The organism is Angustibacter sp. McL0619, from assembly GCF_049994355.1.
GTDB lineage: Bacteria > Actinomycetota > Actinomycetes > Actinomycetales > Angustibacteraceae > Angustibacter.
In genome coordinates this window covers 2982798-3000056 of record NZ_CP188257.1, presented here as the reverse complement: position 1 = coordinate 3000056, position 17259 = coordinate 2982798, and the positions used below count along the sequence as shown (strand labels likewise).

At 70.8% G+C, this 17259-nt stretch carries 22 protein-coding genes; all 22 read left to right on the top strand.

Annotation, left to right across the window (positions count from 1 at the left end):
• The first annotated feature begins 185 nt into the window (after positions 1-185).
• The 22 genes from flgB (at position 186) to ACPPVT_RS13815 (ending at position 17247) form a co-directional block, all read left to right on the top strand.
• Positions 186-545: a flagellar basal body rod protein FlgB gene (flgB, locus tag ACPPVT_RS13920; protein WP_426561210.1), complete on the top strand. Its 360-nt coding sequence runs from the start codon at positions 186-188 to the stop codon at positions 543-545.
• Entirely contained in the window at positions 545-940 is a 396-nt protein-coding gene (flgC, locus tag ACPPVT_RS13915) for a flagellar basal body rod protein FlgC (RefSeq protein ID WP_426561208.1), read from the top strand. Before flgB ends, flgC begins: the two co-directional genes overlap by 1 nt.
• Positions 940-1284, top strand: coding sequence for a flagellar hook-basal body complex protein FliE (fliE, locus tag ACPPVT_RS13910; protein WP_426561206.1), 345 nt, complete (start codon positions 940-942; stop codon positions 1282-1284). The genes flgC and fliE overlap by 1 nt, the downstream gene beginning before the upstream one ends.
• Positions 1284-2879 (top strand): flagellar basal-body MS-ring/collar protein FliF, encoded by a 1596-nt coding sequence (fliF, locus tag ACPPVT_RS13905; protein WP_426561205.1) that lies wholly within the window; start codon positions 1284-1286, stop codon positions 2877-2879. The genes fliE and fliF overlap by 1 nt, the downstream gene beginning before the upstream one ends.
• Before the next feature lie 11 nt (positions 2880-2890).
• Positions 2891-3916, top strand: a complete 1026-nt coding sequence (fliG, locus tag ACPPVT_RS13900) for a flagellar motor switch protein FliG (RefSeq protein ID WP_426561203.1) — start codon at positions 2891-2893, stop codon at positions 3914-3916.
• Complete coding sequence (locus tag ACPPVT_RS13895) at positions 3900-4571, top strand: FliH/SctL family protein (RefSeq protein ID WP_426561201.1); 672 nt, start codon at positions 3900-3902, stop codon at positions 4569-4571. The genes fliG and ACPPVT_RS13895 overlap by 17 nt, the downstream gene beginning before the upstream one ends.
• Complete coding sequence (locus ACPPVT_RS13890) at positions 4568-5902, top strand: FliI/YscN family ATPase (RefSeq protein ID WP_426561199.1); 1335 nt, start codon at positions 4568-4570, stop codon at positions 5900-5902. The genes ACPPVT_RS13895 and ACPPVT_RS13890 overlap by 4 nt, the downstream gene beginning before the upstream one ends.
• Entirely contained in the window at positions 5899-6333 is a 435-nt protein-coding gene (locus ACPPVT_RS13885; RefSeq protein ID WP_426561197.1) for a flagellar export protein FliJ, read from the top strand. Before ACPPVT_RS13890 ends, ACPPVT_RS13885 begins: the two co-directional genes overlap by 4 nt.
• Positions 6330-7313 (top strand): NlpC/P60 family protein, encoded by a 984-nt coding sequence (locus tag ACPPVT_RS13880; protein WP_426561195.1) that lies wholly within the window; start codon positions 6330-6332, stop codon positions 7311-7313. The genes ACPPVT_RS13885 and ACPPVT_RS13880 overlap by 4 nt, the downstream gene beginning before the upstream one ends.
• On the top strand, positions 7310-8617 hold the full coding sequence (locus ACPPVT_RS13875) for a flagellar hook-length control protein FliK (RefSeq protein ID WP_426561193.1): 1308 nt from the start codon (positions 7310-7312) through the stop codon (positions 8615-8617). The genes ACPPVT_RS13880 and ACPPVT_RS13875 overlap by 4 nt, the downstream gene beginning before the upstream one ends.
• Before the next feature lie 67 nt (positions 8618-8684).
• Positions 8685-9122, top strand: a complete 438-nt coding sequence (locus tag ACPPVT_RS13870; protein WP_426561191.1) for a flagellar hook assembly protein FlgD — start codon at positions 8685-8687, stop codon at positions 9120-9122.
• A 130-nt stretch (positions 9123-9252) separates the two neighbouring features.
• Positions 9253-10440 (top strand): flagellar hook protein FlgE, encoded by a 1188-nt coding sequence (locus tag ACPPVT_RS13865; RefSeq protein WP_426561189.1) that lies wholly within the window; start codon positions 9253-9255, stop codon positions 10438-10440.
• Between the two features lie 194 nt (positions 10441-10634).
• Entirely contained in the window at positions 10635-10910 is a 276-nt protein-coding gene (locus ACPPVT_RS13860) for a flagellar FlbD family protein (RefSeq protein WP_426561187.1), read from the top strand.
• On the top strand, positions 10910-11677 hold the full coding sequence (locus ACPPVT_RS13855) for a flagellar motor protein (protein ID WP_426561185.1): 768 nt from the start codon (positions 10910-10912) through the stop codon (positions 11675-11677). Before ACPPVT_RS13860 ends, ACPPVT_RS13855 begins: the two co-directional genes overlap by 1 nt.
• Positions 11677-12576 (top strand): flagellar motor protein MotB, encoded by a 900-nt coding sequence (locus tag ACPPVT_RS13850; RefSeq protein WP_426561183.1) that lies wholly within the window; start codon positions 11677-11679, stop codon positions 12574-12576. The genes ACPPVT_RS13855 and ACPPVT_RS13850 overlap by 1 nt, the downstream gene beginning before the upstream one ends.
• 32 nt (positions 12577-12608) lie before the next feature.
• Entirely contained in the window at positions 12609-13073 is a 465-nt protein-coding gene (locus ACPPVT_RS13845) for a flagellar basal body-associated FliL family protein (protein ID WP_426561181.1), read from the top strand.
• A gap of 69 nt (positions 13074-13142) precedes the next feature.
• Positions 13143-14102: a flagellar motor switch protein FliM gene (locus tag ACPPVT_RS13840; RefSeq protein WP_426561179.1), complete on the top strand. Its 960-nt coding sequence runs from the start codon at positions 13143-13145 to the stop codon at positions 14100-14102.
• Complete coding sequence (gene fliN, locus ACPPVT_RS13835) at positions 14099-14836, top strand: flagellar motor switch protein FliN (protein WP_426561177.1); 738 nt, start codon at positions 14099-14101, stop codon at positions 14834-14836. Before ACPPVT_RS13840 ends, fliN begins: the two co-directional genes overlap by 4 nt.
• Positions 14836-15333, top strand: a complete 498-nt coding sequence (fliO, locus tag ACPPVT_RS13830) for a flagellar biosynthetic protein FliO (RefSeq protein WP_426561175.1) — start codon at positions 14836-14838, stop codon at positions 15331-15333. The genes fliN and fliO overlap by 1 nt, the downstream gene beginning before the upstream one ends.
• A complete protein-coding gene (gene fliP, locus ACPPVT_RS13825; protein WP_426567160.1) occupies positions 15333-16190 on the top strand; it encodes a flagellar type III secretion system pore protein FliP in 858 nt (285 codons plus the stop codon). The genes fliO and fliP overlap by 1 nt, the downstream gene beginning before the upstream one ends.
• 13 nt (positions 16191-16203) lie before the next feature.
• Positions 16204-16479, top strand: coding sequence for a flagellar biosynthesis protein FliQ (gene fliQ, locus ACPPVT_RS13820; RefSeq protein ID WP_426561173.1), 276 nt, complete (start codon positions 16204-16206; stop codon positions 16477-16479).
• 3 nt (positions 16480-16482) lie between these two features.
• Positions 16483-17247: a flagellar biosynthetic protein FliR gene (locus ACPPVT_RS13815; RefSeq protein WP_426561171.1), complete on the top strand. Its 765-nt coding sequence runs from the start codon at positions 16483-16485 to the stop codon at positions 17245-17247.
• Positions 17248-17259: the final 12 nt, after the last annotated feature.

The following is a 17259-nucleotide window of genomic DNA, read 5'->3' as shown; positions in this document are numbered from 1 at the left end:
GTAGTGAACGGGTGAACGGCTAAGGCGTTCGGGTGAACACCCCGACGAAACGTTGAAAATCGTTGCGGCCCAGGCCTCAAGTCCATCCGGCCCGGGACGAGAACATTGGTGAGCACGGATTGCTCGACCCCGGCCACGGATCGGCCACCACCCTTGTTTCACTTCTCAACTTGGTGGTGCACTCCGTGTTCGACGATGTGACCAGCGTTGCCCTGCGCAGCGCTCTGACCGGCCTGGCCGCTCGTCAGCGTTCGATCGCTGACAACATCGCGAACGTCGAGACGCCGGGGTACCACTCGACCAAGGTCAGCTTCGAGGACAGCCTGCGCAGCGCCGTCGACGACGGCAGCATCGCCTCCGGCTCGGTCAGCTCCGTCGCCCCGACCACGCAGACGTCGCTGGAGCCCACCCGGCTCAACGGCAACAACGTCAACCTCGACACCGAGACCCTGTCCAGTGTCGACACGAACCTGCGCTACCAGCTGACGCTGCGCGCGGTCGACCACGACTTCAGCATCCTCAAGACCTCGATGCGGAGCGCCTGATGCCGATCTTCGACTCCATCGGCATCGCCCAGTCCGGAGTCGCGGTCTACCGCAAGTGGCTGGACGCGGTCAGCGACAACATCGCGAACATGAACAACGTGACTCGGACCTCCGAGAACGCCTACCAGCAGACCAGCATCATCGCGACCGCGATGGACGGCGGCCAGGGCGTGCAGGTGGCCGGCGTCGCCAAGGGCAGCGCCGAGGGCCGGATGGTCTACGACCCCAGCCACCCGCTGGCTGACGCCGAGGGCTACGTGAAGATGCCGGACGTCGACCTCGGCCAGCAGATGGGCCAGCTGATCATGGCCCAGCGCGGCTACCAGGCGAACCTCAGCGTCGTCGATCGTGCCCGCGAGGCCTACCAGGCCGCACTCGCCCTCGGGAGGAACTGATGAGCATCGCCGCGATCGGCGCCGCGCTGGCGTCCAACGCCTCGGTGCCCACCGTCGGTGGCGTCGGTGGCGTCGGTGGCGCCGGTGGCGCCGGTGGCGCCGGCGGGGTTGCCGGGACCTCCGGCACCGACTTCGCCAACGCGCTCGAGGGTGGCATCCAGAACCTCAGCGACGTGCAGAACAAGGCCGACCAGCTCGGCGTCCAGGCCGCCACCGGCGACCTCAAGGACGTGCACGAGTACATGGTCGCCGCGACGCAGGCCGAGCTGACCACCGAGCTGACCGTCACCTTGCGCAACAAGGCCCTTGACGCGTTCAACGAGATCATGAGGATGCAGGGCTGATGCCGCAGGCGATGAACGACACGCTCCGTCGGATCCAGCAGCAGCTCGTCGCGTTCTCGGTGGCCCAGCGGGTCATCGGCATCCTGCTGGTGATCGGCCTGGCGCTCGGCGGGTTCGCGTTCTTCCGCTGGGCCAGCGCCCCGACGTACGCGCCGCTGTTCGGCAACCTGGCCGGCGAGGACGCCAGCGCGATCGTCGACAAGCTGGACGCGGACGGCGTCAAGTACCAGCTGACCGACGGCGGCGCGACCGTGATGGTGCCCAAGGACCTCGTGTACAGCGAGCGGGTCAAGCTGTCCGGCCAGGGCCTGCCCGCGTCGTCCGAGGGCGGCTACTCGCTGCTGGACAAGCAGGGCGTGACCGCCTCCCAGTTCCAGCAGCAGGTGACCTACCAGCGTGCCCTCGAGGGCGAGCTGGCCAAGACCGTACAGGCCATCAGCGGCGTCAGCGCCGCGGTCGTGCACCTCGCCATACCGGCCAAGGACGTGTTCCTGGACGACCAGAGCAAGCCCACCGCCTCGGTCCTGGTCTCCATGAAGCCGGGGGCCGAGATGAGCAGCCAGCAGGTGCAGAGCGTCGTGCACCTGGTCGCCTCGAGCATCGAGGGGATGAGCTCGGACGATGTCACCGTGGTCGACGGCAAGGGAAACCTGCTGTCCACCAACGGATCCGTGACGGGAACCGCTTCAGGTGGCGCCACCAACGACCAGCTCACCCAGGACTACGAGAACCGCCAGGCAGGTCAGCTGCAGGCGGTGCTCGACAAGATCGTCGGCCCTGGCCACGCGGTCGCCCAGGTGAACGCCACGCTCCAGTTCGACTCGATCGACACGACGACCGAGCGGGTGTACACCGACAAGGAGGCCAAGCCACTGGCCACCTCGACGACCACCGAGAAGTACGCCGGCGGCAGCGGCTCCGCGAGCGGGGTGCTCGGCACGGACAACCTGGCGGTGCCGAGCGGATCCAGCGGCAGCGGCAGCTACGAGAAGTCGACGACGACCACGAACAACGCCCAGTCCAAGGTCACCGAGCACAAGAAGGCGACGCCGGGTTCCATTGTGCGCCAGTCGGTCTCGGTCGTCGTGGACGACAAGACCAAGGGCGTCGACCTGACCAAGCTGGAGAGCGCCGTGCGCACTGCGGCCGGTATCGACACCACTCGCGGCGACGCCCTGAACGTGACGAGCATGCCGTTCGACCAGACCGCAGCCAAGGCCGATGCGGTCGAGCTGAAGAAGGCCGAGCAGGCACAGCAGCGCGCGCAGATGGTCGGCTGGGCAAAGCAGGCCGGGATCACGCTGGTCGTGCTCATCGTCCTGCTGATGCTCTGGCTGTCCTGGCGCAAGCGCAAGGCGCAGGCCGCGACCGACGACCTGATGCGACTGGACCTGCTGGAGTCGCAGGTGGGTGTCCCCGCGCAGCGCCAGGCCCTGGAGGCGGCCGACCGGCTGCCGGCCCTGGGCTCGGCGGACGACGGGCCGGCACCGGCCATCCCGCAGCGCCGCAAGGACGACGTCCTCTCGCTGGTCGAGCGCCAGCCCGAAGAGGTGGCCGAGCTGTTGCGCGGCTGGCTCGCGGACCGCCGGGGCTGATGGTGGCGACGTTGACCGAGCCCGCGGTCGCAGCCCTGACCGGGCCGCAGAAGGTCGCGATCGTGCTCATGCAGATCGGTCGCGAGCGCTCTGCGCCGATCCTGTCGCAGCTACGCGAGGCCGAGATCGAGGAGGTGGCCGGCGAGATCGTCCGGCTGCGCTCCGTCGCGCCCGAGGTCGTCGAGTCGGTGCTGCAGGAGTTCCAGGACGCGTTCGGCGCCGGTGCGGCGAACGCGGCCGGCGGTGGCGTCGAGGTGGCGCACGAGCTGCTCGCCGCGACCTTCGGCTCCGAGCGTGCCTCCGCGGTGATCGACCGGCTGGCCAAGGCGCACGCGACCGACGCGTTCTCGTTCTTGGCCGACGCCGACCCGCGCACCCTGGTCAGCTTCCTGTCCGGTGAGCACCCGCAGGTCGTCGCGGTCGTGCTGGCCCACCTCCAGCTGGACCAGGCGTCGGTCATCCTGTCCGGTCTGCCGCCGGACCAGCAGGCCGAGGTCGCGCACCGCATCGGCACCATGGAGCGCACCAACCACGAGATGGTCCGGGTCGTCGCCGACGTGCTCGAGCGGCAGACCTCCACCGTCCTTCAGCCCGGCCGCAACGCCGCCGCCGTCGGTGGCGTGCAGCCGCTGGTCGACCTGATCAACCGGGCCGACCCGGCCACCGAGCGGATCATCCTGGAGAGCCTGGAGAGCCGCGACCCCGCGCTCGCCGAGGCAGTCCGCGCCCGCCTGTTCGTGTTCGAGGACGTCACCACCCTGGAGGACCGCGGCGTCCAGCTCGTGCTGCGCCAGGTGGAGACCGGCGACCTCGCCGTGGCTCTCAAGGGTGTCACCGACCTCGTGCGCGAAAAGGTCCTCAGCAATGTGTCCGAGCGGGCACGGGAGAACCTGCTGGAGGAGATCGGCCTGCTCGGCCCGCAGCGTGTCGCTGCGGTCGAGGAGGCACGGGCCAAGATCGTCCAGGTCATCCGCTCGCTCGAGGAGAGCGGCCAGATCATGCTGCGGCGCGGGGGCGACGATGAGTACGTCGACTGACGCGCGCCGCTTCGCGCCGCTGACCGTGGGCGCAGGCACCGACCGCGCCGACAACCGGCTCGCCGCACGGGCGCTCGGGTACGCGGAGGGCCTGTCGAGTGGACAGCGCGCCGCCGCCGCCCGGTCCCAGGCGATCATGGACGCCGCCGAGCGCCAGCGCGTCGCGTTCGAGCAGGCAGCCCGCGGCGACGTCCAGCTCGCGCTGGGCGGCCTCGGCCGGGCAGCCGATCAGCTGGGCTCCGCTTGCGTGCCCGGTCTCGAGGACGTGGCCGACATGGTGCTCGAAGCCGCGGTGACGCTGGCCCGCGCCATCCTCGGCGCTGAGCTTGCCGTGGTGGACGCCGCCGCGCTCGGTGGCATCCGTCGCGCGCTCAGCCCGCTGCCGACCGACGCGCCGGTCACCGTGCGGCTCAACCCGCAGGACGTGCAGATCGTCCGCGACCAGGCCGACCGCGCCGAGCTCGACGATGACGCGACCTTCCGCTTCGAGGGTCACGAGGTGCGGCTGGTGCGCGATGGCACCCTGCTGCGTGGCGACGCCGTCGCCGAGCAGGCCGGGTCGGTCGTGGACGCCCGCATCGAGGCGGCACTGGCGCGCGCCCTGGACTCCGTGCGCGCCACCGCGAGCACCCGGCTGAGCGCGGAGCGCGCATGAGCGGCTCGGTCCTGCAGCGCCTCGACGTCGCCGTCCGTGCCGCCACCGCGCAGCGGGTCGGCCGGATCAGCGCCGTCCTCGGTCTCGTCGTCGAGGTCGTCGGCGTTCAGGCGGCCGTCGGCGACCTGCTGCTGCTCGCCTCCACCAACGGGCTGGACGGCGTCCCCGCCGAGGTCGTCGGCATCACCGCCGACCGGGTGCGTTGTATGCCGCTCGGCGAGGTCGAGGGATTGCGGGCCGGCGACCCGGTCTTCGGCTCCGGCGACGGGCTGCGGATACGGGTGGGCGAGGACCTGCTCGGCCGCGTCCTGGACGGTCTGGGCCAGCCAGTCGACGGCGGCATCGCGCTGCGCGGCGACCTGGTCGGTGTGAACCACCGCGCACCTCAGGCGCTGCTGCGCCAGCGGGTCGACTCCCCGATCTCGCTCGGAGTGCGCGCGCTGGACACCCTGGTGCCCGCCGGGCGCGGTCAGCGGCTCGGGATCTTCGCCGGCTCCGGAGTCGGCAAGTCCAGCCTGCTGTCCATGATCGCCCGCGGCACCAGCGCCTCGATCAGCGTGCTCGCGCTGGTCGGTGAGCGTGGCCGTGAGGTCCGCGAGTTCGTCGAGGGCGACCTCGGCGAGGCGGGCCTGGCCCGCTCGGTCGTGGTCGTCGCCACCTCCGACGCGCCGGCTGTGACCCGGCTGCGGGCCGCGTTCGTGGCCACCCGGATCGCCGAGTGGTTCCGCGACGGCGGTCTCGACGTGCTGCTCATGATGGACAGCCTGACCCGGGTGGCGATGGCCCAGCGCGAGATCGGGCTGTCCAACGGCGAGCCGCCGGCCACCCGCGGATACCCGCCCTCGACCTTCGCGCTGCTGCCGAAGCTGCTCGAGCGGGCCGGGCCGGGCGAGCACGGCACGATCACCGGGATCTACACCGTGCTGGTCGACGGTGACGACCACAACGAACCGATCGCCGACGCTGCGCGCTCGATCCTGGACGGGCACATCACGCTGTCCCGCAGGCTGGCCACCGCCGGGCACTTCCCGACCATCGACGTCCTGGAGTCCGTCTCGCGGGTCTCCGGCGCAGTAACCACCCCCGAGCAGCGGGCCGCTTCGACCGTGCTGCGCCGGGTGCTGGCGGCGCACCGCGACGCCCGTGAGCTGATCGAGGTCGGCGCGTACGCCCCGGGCGCGGACCCGGACGTCGACGCCGCCCTGGTGCACTGGGACGCGGTCAACGCCTTCCTGCGCCAGCCCCTCGAGGACACCGTGTCCAGCCAGACCGCGTGGTCCCACCTGACCGCGATCGTGTCCGCGCTGCTCGAGGCGGGTGCCCGGCCATGACCAAGTTCGCCCTGAGCGGCCTGCTGCGGGCCCGCGGCGTCCAGGAGGAGCAGGCTCGCCGCTCCCTCGGTGGCGCCCAGTCCAGGCTGTCCACCGCCGAGACCACGGTGTTGCGGCGCACGTCCGAGCTGCAGGGCGCCGGCAGCGCCCCGAGCGGGCCAGCGGCGCACTTCCTGGCCGCAGTGGCCGCCCGGGCGGCGATGGCCGCCGCAGTGGGGGAGGCCGTGCTGGCCCGGTCCGTCTCCGAGCAGGACCTGGACGCCGCGCGGGAGCAGTGGATGCAGGCCCGGATGCGGGCCCGGGCGATCGAGCGGCTGGCCGAGCGGCACCGTGAGGCGCAGCTCGCCGAGCGGGCCCGAGCCGACCAGGCGCTCAGCGACGACCTTTCCGGCGCCCGGCATGCTGCACGGTCCTCGCGGGGGCTGGCATGACCGCCGTCTCCGTGCTGTCCCGGATCGAGGAGATCCGCAGCAGCATCGCCACCCTCGCGACCGCGCAGCCGGCCGCGGCCACCGGTACGGACTCCGGCTTCGCCGTCCAGCTCGCTGCGGCCACCGGCGACTCCACGTCGCAGGACTCCGCCACCCTGGGTTCGTCGTCCCCGGCGGGACCGGACGGCGACGACGTGGTCACCGACGCGCGCAAGTACCTGGGCGTTCCCTACAAGTGGGGCGGCACCGACCCGCAGAACGGTCTGGACTGCTCCGGCCTGGTGCAGCGGGTGTTCGACGACCTCGGCGTCAAGTTGCCGCGCACCGTGCACGAGCAGAAGGACTCCGGCCAGGCCGTCGCCTCGATGGCGGACGCCAAGCCGGGTGACCTGCTCGTCTTCGGCGACCACCACATCGGCATCTACGTCGGCGGCGGCAAGATGCTGCACGCCCCGCACACCGGCACCGACGTCAAGATCGCCAAGGTCTACGAGACGCCGACCCGGATCCGGCGGGTGCTGCCCGCCGGCAACTCCCACGCCGTCGCCAGCAGCCCGGTGGGCGTGGCCCGCCCGTCCGCGCTTCGGCAGGCGGCCAGCGGATCGACCCGTTACGACGCGCTGTTCGCCGCGGCGACCCAGCGCTACGACCTGCCCGCCGGGATGCTGAAGGCGGTGGCGAAGGCCGAGTCCGGCTTCGACGCCTCCGCCCGCAGCGGCGCGGGGGCGATCGGGCTCATGCAGCTGATGCCTGGCACGGCTCGCGAGCTCGGCGTCGACCCGAGCAACCCCAGTCAAGCCGTGGACGGTGCCGCCCGCCTGCTCAAGAAGCACCTGGACGCGTTCGGTTCGGTACCGCTGGCGCTGGCTGCCTACAACGCCGGGCCGGGTGCCGTGAAGAAGTACCACGGCATCCCGCCGTACTCCGAGACCAGGATCTACGTGCGACGGGTGACCGCCGCGATGGAAGGAGCCGCATGAGCCCCGCACTGCCCGCTGCACTGCCGCAGCGTGCTCCCGGCCCCGCTGCCACCTCGGCGAGGTCGGGCCAGTCCGCCCGCGCGGACCGTGCGCCGGGTGGCGACCGCAGCGAGCGCGCGCCGCACCGCGAAGGCTTCGAGCACGCGCTGCGCCGCGCCACCGGAACCGACCCGGCGGCGACCGACGAGGTCGACCGACGCGACGAGGCCACTCCCGACGGCCCCGGCACCGACGCGGCAAACACCGACGCGGCCAGCCCCGCGGCCGAAAGCGCTTCCCCGGGCGCAACGGCTGTCACGCCCGGCGCCGTCGCGGCCGAGCAGGCCGCGGTCACCGCGACGACCGTCGCCGCCGTCGCAACCGCAACGGCCGACCGGGGAGCGCAGACCATGGTCGCCGACCTCGTCGCCGCCACGACCTCTGCCACCACCGTTACCTCGACGACTCAGGCGCCGGCGCCCACCCAGGGCACGCAGGAGCTCGCGGCCGTCGCCCGGCCTGGCACCCCGGACGCCGGTCCGGCACTGTCCGCGTCGCAGCCTCAGGCCCCCGGCCACATCGCCCCCAGCACGAACGTGCCGGGCGACGCCCCGGTCGCGGCGGCAGCGTTCACCGTGAACGCCGGCCCGGCCACCAGCAAGGGAGCGGTCATCGGGGCGGTCGACACCGAGCCGAACCACGCCGCGCAGCCAGCCACGACGGCGGCCAACCCGGCAGTCGAGACGCCCACGCCCGCCGTCCTGCAGGTCGTCCCGGCCACCGTGCCCGCCGCCGCCGCCGCGACGGTCACGCCGACCAGCAGCGTTGCGCCGCAGGCGAACCCGGTGGTCGTGCCGCAGCTCGCGGCCCAGGTCGCCGCGCAGGTCTCGACCCGAGCGCTCGCCGCGGCGAGCGAGGCGTCCCGCACCGGGCTGCACACCATCACCGTCCAGCTGCGTCCGGCCGACCTCGGCGCGATCCAGGTGGTAGCCACGATGGGCGCCGCCGGGCTGAGCCTGAACCTGCACGCGGCCAGCGACGTGACCCGCGAGGTGCTGCGCATGGCACTCGGCGACCTGCGCGCCGACCTGGCGGCCGGTGGTCTGTCCGATGGTGCCTCGGTGCAGGTCTCCGACCAGGCGCCTTTCCAGGCGCCGCAGCAGGATCCGCGGACGGCCGGCCAGTCCGGCCGGGAAGACACCGGTGGCGGCAGCGAGGACCGGGCGGGACGACGTCCGGTGGGGGAGCGGTCGAGCGCAGTCGCCGACACCCCTTCCCCGCGACTGCTCGGCGGCCTGCGCCGAAGGGTGGATCTCACGCTGTGAACCGCTCCCACCACCACCAACAGCCCGACCAGCCCGAAGACCACCTCGCTACCCGGCAGGAGAGACCATGACCACCCCCGTCACGAGCTCAGGGATCAATGTCCCGGTCACACAGGTCGGCCCCTCGGCGTCGGTGCCGAAGGACAAGACGCAGCTGGACAAGGACGCCTTCCTGAAGCTGCTGGTAGCGCAACTGCGCTACCAGGACCCGTCCAAGCCGGTCGACAGCAGCGAGTTCATGGCCCAGACCGCGCAGTTCACCCAGGTCGAGAAGCTCGAGCAGCTGTCCTCCGACTCCACCGCGACCCTCTCGCTGCAGCAGGGTCTGGCGGCCAGCAGCCTGGTCGGCAAGAAGATCTCCTGGGTGGATGCCGACGGGGCCAGCCACGACGGCGTCGTGAGCTCGGCCACCTTCGGCGGCAGCCTGACCAGTGAGCCCAAGCTGACGATCGGCGACCAGGACGTGCCGCTGTCCCAGGTCACCACCGTGCGAGCGGGAGGCTGACGCCGATCCACCGGGGCTTGCCGCCCCACCCCAGACCACAGCACGGACGCGAGCAGCGGCGCACGGACGCGCCAGGACCCTCAGACACCAGCTGGACGAGCACCTCGTCCGCCTTCAGAAGGAGAGACCGATGCTTCGCTCCCTGTACTCCGGGATCAGTGGCCTACGCGCCAACCAGACCATGATGGACGTTGTCGGCAACAACATCGCCAACGTCAACACCACCGGCTTCAAGGCGTCCAACACGGTGTTCCAGGACACCCTGAGCCAGCTCGTCCAGGGCTCCAGCACGCCGACCGCGACCCGCGGTGGCACCAACCCGTCGCAGATCGGCCTCGGCGTTCGCGTCGCGGCGATCACCACGAACTTCAACGCCGGCGCGGCTCAGAGCACCGGCCGCGGCGCCGACGTGATGATCCAGGGCGACGGCTTCTTCGTCGAGAAGCTCAACGGCCAGAACGTGTACACCCGCAACGGCGCCCTCGGCTTCGACGCGACCGGGCGCCTGGTCGGCCCGGACGGCGGCATCCTGCAGGGCTGGATGGCCGACGTGAACGGCAACATCAACATCAACGGCGCGATCGGCAACCTGTCGATCCCGATCGCCTCGACGATCGCCCCGCAGGCGACCACGACCGTCACGCTGAGCGGCAACCTGCCGGCCGACGGCACTGCCAGCACGCCGCAGACGTCGGTTGACGTCTACGACGCCCAGGGCAAGGCGCGCACGCTCAACGTGTCCTACAGCCGGGTCTCGCCGACCAGCTGGAACGTCACGATCACCGACGCGACCACCCCGGCCACCCCACCGGTGACCGGCGTGCTGAACTTCAACGTCGACGGCAGCACGCCGAACCCGACGTCCATGACCGTCAACGGCATCGCCGTCGACATGTCCCAGCTGACCGGCTACTCCGGCCTGAGCACGCTGAGCGTCTCCAAGGCCGACGGCGCCGAGGCTGGCACGCTGCAGGGCTTCCAGATCGGCGGCGACGGCATCCTGACCGGCACCTTCAGCAACGGTCAGACCAAGGCGCTTGGTCAGCTCGCGCTGGCCACCTTCGCCAACCCGAACGGCCTGATGAAGGCCGGGGGGTCCGGCTACCTGGCCTCCAGCAACTCGGGCCTGGTGCAGATCGGGACGGCGGGCAGCGGCTCGCGCGGCGCCTTGGCCGTCGGCGCGCTGGAGATGTCCAACGTCGACCTGGCCGCCGAGTTCACCAACCTGATCGTCGCCCAGCGTGGCTTCCAGGCGAACTCGCGGATCATCACCGCCGGCGACGAGATCCTGCAGGACCTGGTCAACATCAAGCGCTGACCCTGCCCCCAGGGCTTGCTCCAGCCCGCCCACTTTGCTCCGCTCGAACCGCCTTCCCGATGCTCGGGAGCGGGTTGGGCGGAGCAATGTGGTTTGCAGGGAGCAAGCGAATGCTCAGGACGGCGGGACGTCGGCCGATGGGGCAGGTGAGCCACTCACGGACGGGTGGCCGCAGGACTCCAGGGACGGACCCCGTGATTCACCTCACCCGCCTGAACGGGCCAGGATTCGTGCTGAATCCTGACCTGATCCAGAAGGCCGAAGCCACGCCGGACACCGTGGTGACACTTGTCGACGGCACCAAGTACGTCGTCGCCGAGCCCGTCGAGGTGCTCAGCGAGCGCGTGCTCACCCACCGAGCGTCGGTCGTCGCACTGGCCCAGCACCTGGCCGTCCTCGCCGAGGAGCCCGAACCGGCCGAGGAGTTCATCGCCACCGCTGTCCCGCTGCGGCCCCTGCGGAGCAACTGATGGATCCGGCGACGATCATCGGGGTCGTGCTGGCCTTCGTGGCCATCTTCGCCTCGATGATCCTCGAGGGCGGCAGCCCGATGGCCATCTTCCTGCTGCCGCCGCTGCTGCTGGTGTTCGTCGGCACGATCGGCGCCGGCCTCGCGGGCGGTCTGCTCAGCGACGCCAAGAAGGCCGCGGCCTCGCTGAAGGACGCGTTCACCGGCAGCCCGATCAGCGCCGACGAGACCGTCGCCACCGTCGTCAAGCTCGCCGAGAGCGCCCGCCGCGAGGGCCTGCTGGCCCTGGAGTCCGCCGTCCAGGACATCGATGACGCGTTCCTGCGCCAGGGTCTGCAGTCCGCCATCGACGGTGCGGACCCCGAGGAGCTGCGCGAGATCCTGTACGCGCAGATCGACACCAAGCGTGCCGAGGACCGGCGCGCCGCGAAGTTCTTCGGGGACATGGGCGGCTACGCGCCGACCATCGGCATCATCGGCACCGTCATCGGGCTGGTGCACGTGCTGGAGAACCTCGCCGACCCGGCCCAGCTCGGCCACCTCATCGCCGGCGCGTTCGTCGCGACGCTGTGGGGTGTGCTCAGCGCCAACATCCTCTGGCTGCCCATCTCCAGCCGACTCAAGCGGCTGTCCGACTGCGCCTGCCAGCAGATGGAGGTGGCCGTCGAGGGCGTTCTGGCGATCCAGTCCGGCACCAGCCCGCGGGTCGTGCAGGAGAAGCTGCAGAGCTACCTGCCGGCCGGCGCATCGGAGAAGGAGGCCGCCTGATGTCCGGCGGCCGTGGCGCCCGACGCGGCGGTCACGAGGAGGAGCACGAGAACCACGAGCGGTGGCTGGTCTCGTACGCCGACATGATGACCCTGCTCATGGTGCTGTTCATCGTGATGTTCGCCATCAGCCAGGTGGACGTGCACAAGTTCGCCCAGCTCAAGGAGGGCCTGACCTCGGGCTTCGGCGCGACCACCAACGTGCCGATCTCCGGTGGTTCCGGCATCCAGGACAACGACGGCGTCGTGCCCCAGCCGATGAACATGGACATCGGTCTGGGCATCGCCAAGGGTGGGGCGTCCACCGAGCGCAAGACCGGCGCGAAGGACAGCTCGGTGCCGGCGCTGACCCCGGACGCGGTGACCCAGGCCAACGCCGTCAAGGAGATCCAGCGCCTGGACGGCATCGAGAAGCGGATCCGCGCAGCCCTACGCAAGGACGGCCTGCAGAACGACGTCCGGTTCAAGGTGACCGAGCGGGGTCTGGTCGTCGCACTGGTCTCGGACGACGTGTTCTTCGAGAGCGCGAGCGCCACCCTGCGTCCGCGCGGCATCGCGGTACTCGCCGCGGTGGCGCCAGCCATCCGAGACCTGCCCAACGACATCGCCGTCGAGGGCCACGCCAACCGGCTCAAGCTGACCAGCGACATCTACCCGACCAACTGGGAGCTGTCCGGCGCTCGCGCGGCGGGGGTCGTCAGATGGCTCGCCGGTACCGGCCAGCTCAGAGTCACCCGGCTCTCGGCCACCGGGTACGGGTCCTCGCGGCCGATGTTCCCGGCGTCCGATCCCCGCTCCATCAGCTTCAACCGACGGGTCGACATCGTGCTCGTCAGTGACCAGAGCCCGCAAGTGCGCGCTCTGCTGCCCAAGATGGCCCCCCAGCTGTCGGACATGTAGGACGTGCGATGAACAAGACCGAGGAGAGAGTCGTGAGCAGCATCAGGTCGTCCGCCCCGGCGGGCGCGCAGGCCGCGGCGCCTGAGACTCCCGAGAAGAAGAAGAAGTCCAAGGTCAAGCTGCTGATCGTGCTGGTCCTGGTGCTGGCCGCCGCCGGCGCGGCGTGGTTCTTCCTGCTCAAGCCGGACGGCAACAAGGTGCCCAAGAAGCCTGAGCCGGGCGTGGTGGTGCCGGTCGACCCGATCAACATCAACCTGGACGGCGGGCACTACCTGAAGTTCGCCTTCTCGCTCCAGCTGAAGAAGGGCGTCAAGGAGGGCCCGGACCCCAGCCACGCCCTGGCGATCGCCATCGACCAGTTCAGCGGGCAGTCGATGACGGTGCTCGCTCAGCCCGCCGCGCGGCGCAAGGCCATCGCGACCTTCACCGAGGCCGTGGAGAAGGCTTACGGCGAGGACGTGATCGACCTGTACCCGACCACACTGGTCATGCAGTGACCCCAGCCGAAGGGCAAAAGATGCCCCATTCGGCGTAAAGAACGGCCCTGTGCTGCCGATACATCCGACATGCCCTCGAACGACAGCGTCGACCTGACTGCCGGACGTGCCGAGCCGCAGCCGTACGACTTCCGTCGACCGACCAAGCTCGCCCGCGAGCAGGGGCGCTTGCTCGAGATGGTGTACGAGACCGTGGCGCGCCAGTGGGCCACCGTTCTGGGCTCCGAGCTGGGTGCTGCCTGCCAGGTCGCCTTCGCCGGGGTCGAGCAGCGCAGCTACGACGACTACGTCAGCGAGCTGCCCTCGCCGAACCTGCTCGCCGTGTTCCAGCCGGAGCCGCACGGGGGTGCCGCGTTCCTGCAGATCGCCCCGCAGATCGGCTTCGAGGCGATCGAGCGCATGCTCGGTGGGCTCGGCGGCCAGCAGCCCGAGCGCATCCCGACCGAGATCGAGACCCAGCTCGTGTTGCGCGTCGTCGAGCGGCTGCTCGGCGAGCTGCGCTACGGCCTGGCCGCCGTGACCGAGCTGTCGCCGGTGCTGCGCTCGCTCGAGTTCAACCCCCAGTTCGTCCAGGTCGCGGCGGCGACCGACCTGTACATCGTCGCCACGTTCACGATCTCGATCGGCGACTTCTCCGGGCCGGCCAGTGTCGCACTGCCGGCCACCACGCTGGTGATGCGCGCCGGTGACGCCGGCGCCGACGACCCGGCGGTGCGCGAGGCCCGGGCGACCTCCCGCGCGACCATGACCCAGCTCGTCGAGGACGTGCCCGTCGAGGTGTCGGTCCGCTTCGTACCGCGGGCCATGTCGACCTCCCGCCTGATGGACCTGCGGGTCGGCGACCTGGTCAAGCTCGGCCACCCCGTGGACCGCCCGCTCGACCTGGTCTCCGCCGGCGTGATCTGCGCCCGCGGAGTCGCCGGCGCCCAGGGCGCCCGCGCCGCCTGCCTCATCACAGACTCCGCGATCAGCGCCACCGCTGCCGCGTCCGTTGCCAACTCTGTTCTTTCCAGAAGGGCCAGCGAATGACCACGATCACGCACCTCGAGCAGGACGTCGTCGCCACGGCGCAGACCGTGGCGGACCTCCTGCCGACGAGCGCTCCGCTTGCTGCCGGGCAGGTCATGAGCCTCGACGAGGCGGCGTCGTCCATCCCGCAGGACGCGGTCGCGGCGCACGCCGAGGTGCTCGGTGCCCAGGCCGGCTCGGTCGTCCTGGTGGTCGACCGAGACCTCGCCACGGCGCTCGCGGACTCCCCGATGGGCCCGTTGCCGCTGGTGGACGCGCTCCGTCCGGCCCTGGAGGCGCTGCGGGTAGCTCTCGGGGTGGGCGCGCTGGGCCAGGTCATGGAGACCACGGCCGCCGGCGCCGTCGACCTGCTGCGCGGACGGGACTGCACGATCGTCCCGCTGCAGGGGCCAGAAGGGCCGGCCGCCTGGCTCGCCGTGTTCGCCGCGCAGCCGGCCGCGGGTGCGATCGCGGCAGCGGCCGAGGAGCGGCCGGCCTCGCCGGCCGGGATGGAGCTGCTCCAGGACGTCGTGATGGAGCTCAGCGCGGAGCTGGGCCGCACCACCATGACCGTGCGCGAGCTGCTCAGCCTGCAGCCCGGCGCCGTGGTCGAGCTGGACCGCCTGGCCGGAAGCCCGGCCGACCTGCTGGTCAACGGCCGGCTGATCGCCCGCGGTGAGGTCGTGGTGGTCGACGAGGACTACGCCCTGAAGATCACTGAGCTGATCTCGAGCACCCTGCCGGACAACGCCTGATGGACTTCCTGGCCCTGGCCGGACGGGTGATCCTGTCCCTGGCCGTGGTGCTGGTGCTGCTCTGGCTGGCTTCGCGGGGCATGCGGCGCAACCAGCGCCGCAGCTCCAAGGGCGTGGACGTCGACGTGCTGGCCCGCCAGCCGCTCGCCCAGCGGGCCTCGGTCGCCGTCGTCAAGGTCGGCGACCGCGCGCTCGTGCTCGGCGTGACCGAGAACCGGATCGAGCTGCTCAGCGACCAGCCGCTCGAGGCGCTGATGCTCGCGACCCCGGTCAAGGTCGAGGCCGACGTCCAGCCGGACGGCGAGGACTGGGTGGACGCCGACGGCGTGCCCGTGGCCCGCGGTGACGCGGGTGCGGACAACACTGCTATCGCGTCCGCTGTGCGCGGCAAGCGGGGCGCGGACGTACCGCGTGGACCGCTCGCCGGTTCCGCTCTGTCCCCGGCGACCTGGGCCAAGGCGATCGACGCCGTCCGCGAGATGACGGTGCGCAAGTGATCCGTGCCACCCGTGCGCTGGGAGTCGGCGTCCTGCTCGTGCTGGGCACCCTTTTCGGGCTCGCTCTCGCCGCGCCCGCCTCGGCCGCCCCCGCGCAGGCGCGCACGGCCGCGGTCGTCGCGGCCGCGTCGTCCTCGGTGCACGCTGACCCGAAGGCACCGACCAACCCGACGGCTCCCTCGTCCGGTGGCGTGAGCATCCAGATCGGCGGGACCGGCACGGACGGCAACAAGCCGTCCAGCTCGATCGTCATCATCCTGGCCATCACGGCACTGTCGGTGGCCCCTGCGCTGCTGTTGCTGACGACGAGCTTCACCAAGATCTTCGTGGTGCTCGGCCTGACCCGCAACGCCCTCGGCCTGCAGAGCACGCCGCCCACCCAGGTGCTGGCCGGGCTCGCGCTGTTCCTGACGTTGTTCGTGATGAGCCCGGTGCTCACCAGGGTGAACGAGACAGGCATCCAGCCGTACCTGAAGGGCGACCTGACGGCCACCCAGGCGTTCGAAGCGGGCAGCAAGCCGCTCAAGGCGTTCATGGTGAAGCACACCCGGCCCGAGGAGCTCGCGCTGATGACCAGCGCGGCCAACCAGCCGAAGCCGAAGAACGCGGCGTCCGTGCCGCTGTCGACCCTGGTGCCGGCGTTCGCGCTGTCCGAGCTGCGGTCGGCCTTCCTGATCGGCTTCCTGGTCTTCGTGCCGTTCCTGGTGATCGACCTGGTCGTCTCGGCCGCGCTGATGTCGCTGGGCATGATGATGCTGCCGCCGGTCACCGTCTCGCTGCCGTTCAAGCTGTTGCTGTTCGTCCTGGTCGACGGGTGGGGTCTGATCGTCCACGCCCTCGTCACGAGCTACCGGTGAGGGTGGGGAGCAGATGAAGGACCAGACCGTCATCGAGATCGGGCTGCAGGCGATGCTGCTGGCCGCCAAGCTCTGCGCACCGATCCTGCTCACCGCGCTGGCCATCGGCTTCGGTGTCTCGCTGTTCCAGTCCGTCACCCAGATCCAGGAAGCCACCCTGAGCTTCGTGCCGAAGGCGATCGGCATCGCCATCGTCATCGTGATCTGCGGCAACTGGATGCTGCACGAGCTGGTGAGCTTCACGACCCAGCTGTACGAACGAATCCCCGCGATCCTGAACTACGGCTGAGCCATGCCGATCGACCTGCCTGCCGACGTTCTGCTGACGGTCATGCTCGCCGCCATGCGAGCCGGGGCGTGGCTGGCCATCGCACCGCCGTTCTCCTCCAAGGCGATACCGCGCACCGTGAAGGCGATGCTGTCCGTCGTCCTGGCGCTGCCCGTGGTGGCGAGCGGACACGTCCAGGCCCCGCCGGCGACAACCCCGGCGATCATCTCGGCGATGGTCCTGCAGCTGCTCACCGGAGCGGCATTGGGCTTCATCTGCCTGCTGATCTTCTCCGCAGTGCAGGCCGCCGGCGACCTGCTGGACATCTTCGGCGGGTTCTCGCTGTCGTTCGCGTTCGACCCGATGATGCAGCAGGGCAACGCGGTGTTCGGCAAGTTCTTCCAGCTCGTCGCGACCACACTGCTGCTCGCCTCCGGCGCGTATCTCGTTGTGCTCCAAGGATTCTTCCGCAGCTACAAGGCCATCCCGCTGGACGGCGGGATCAACCTCGCGACGCTGACCGACGTCCTCAGCGGTGGGCTGGGGCAGATGATGCTGTCCGCCCTGCAGATCGCCGCACCGCTGCTCGCCGTGCTGTTCCTGGCCGACGTCGCGCTGGGACTGCTGACCCGGATCGCCCCGTCGCTCAACGCCTTCTCGCTCGGCTTCCCGTTCAAGATCCTGCTGACCCTGGCCCTGGTCGGCACCGTGCTGGTCGCGCTGCCGGACGTCGTGCAGGGTCTGGCGCAGACCACCGGCGCCACGTTGATGCGGCTGGTCACCGGATGAGCGGCGGCCGCC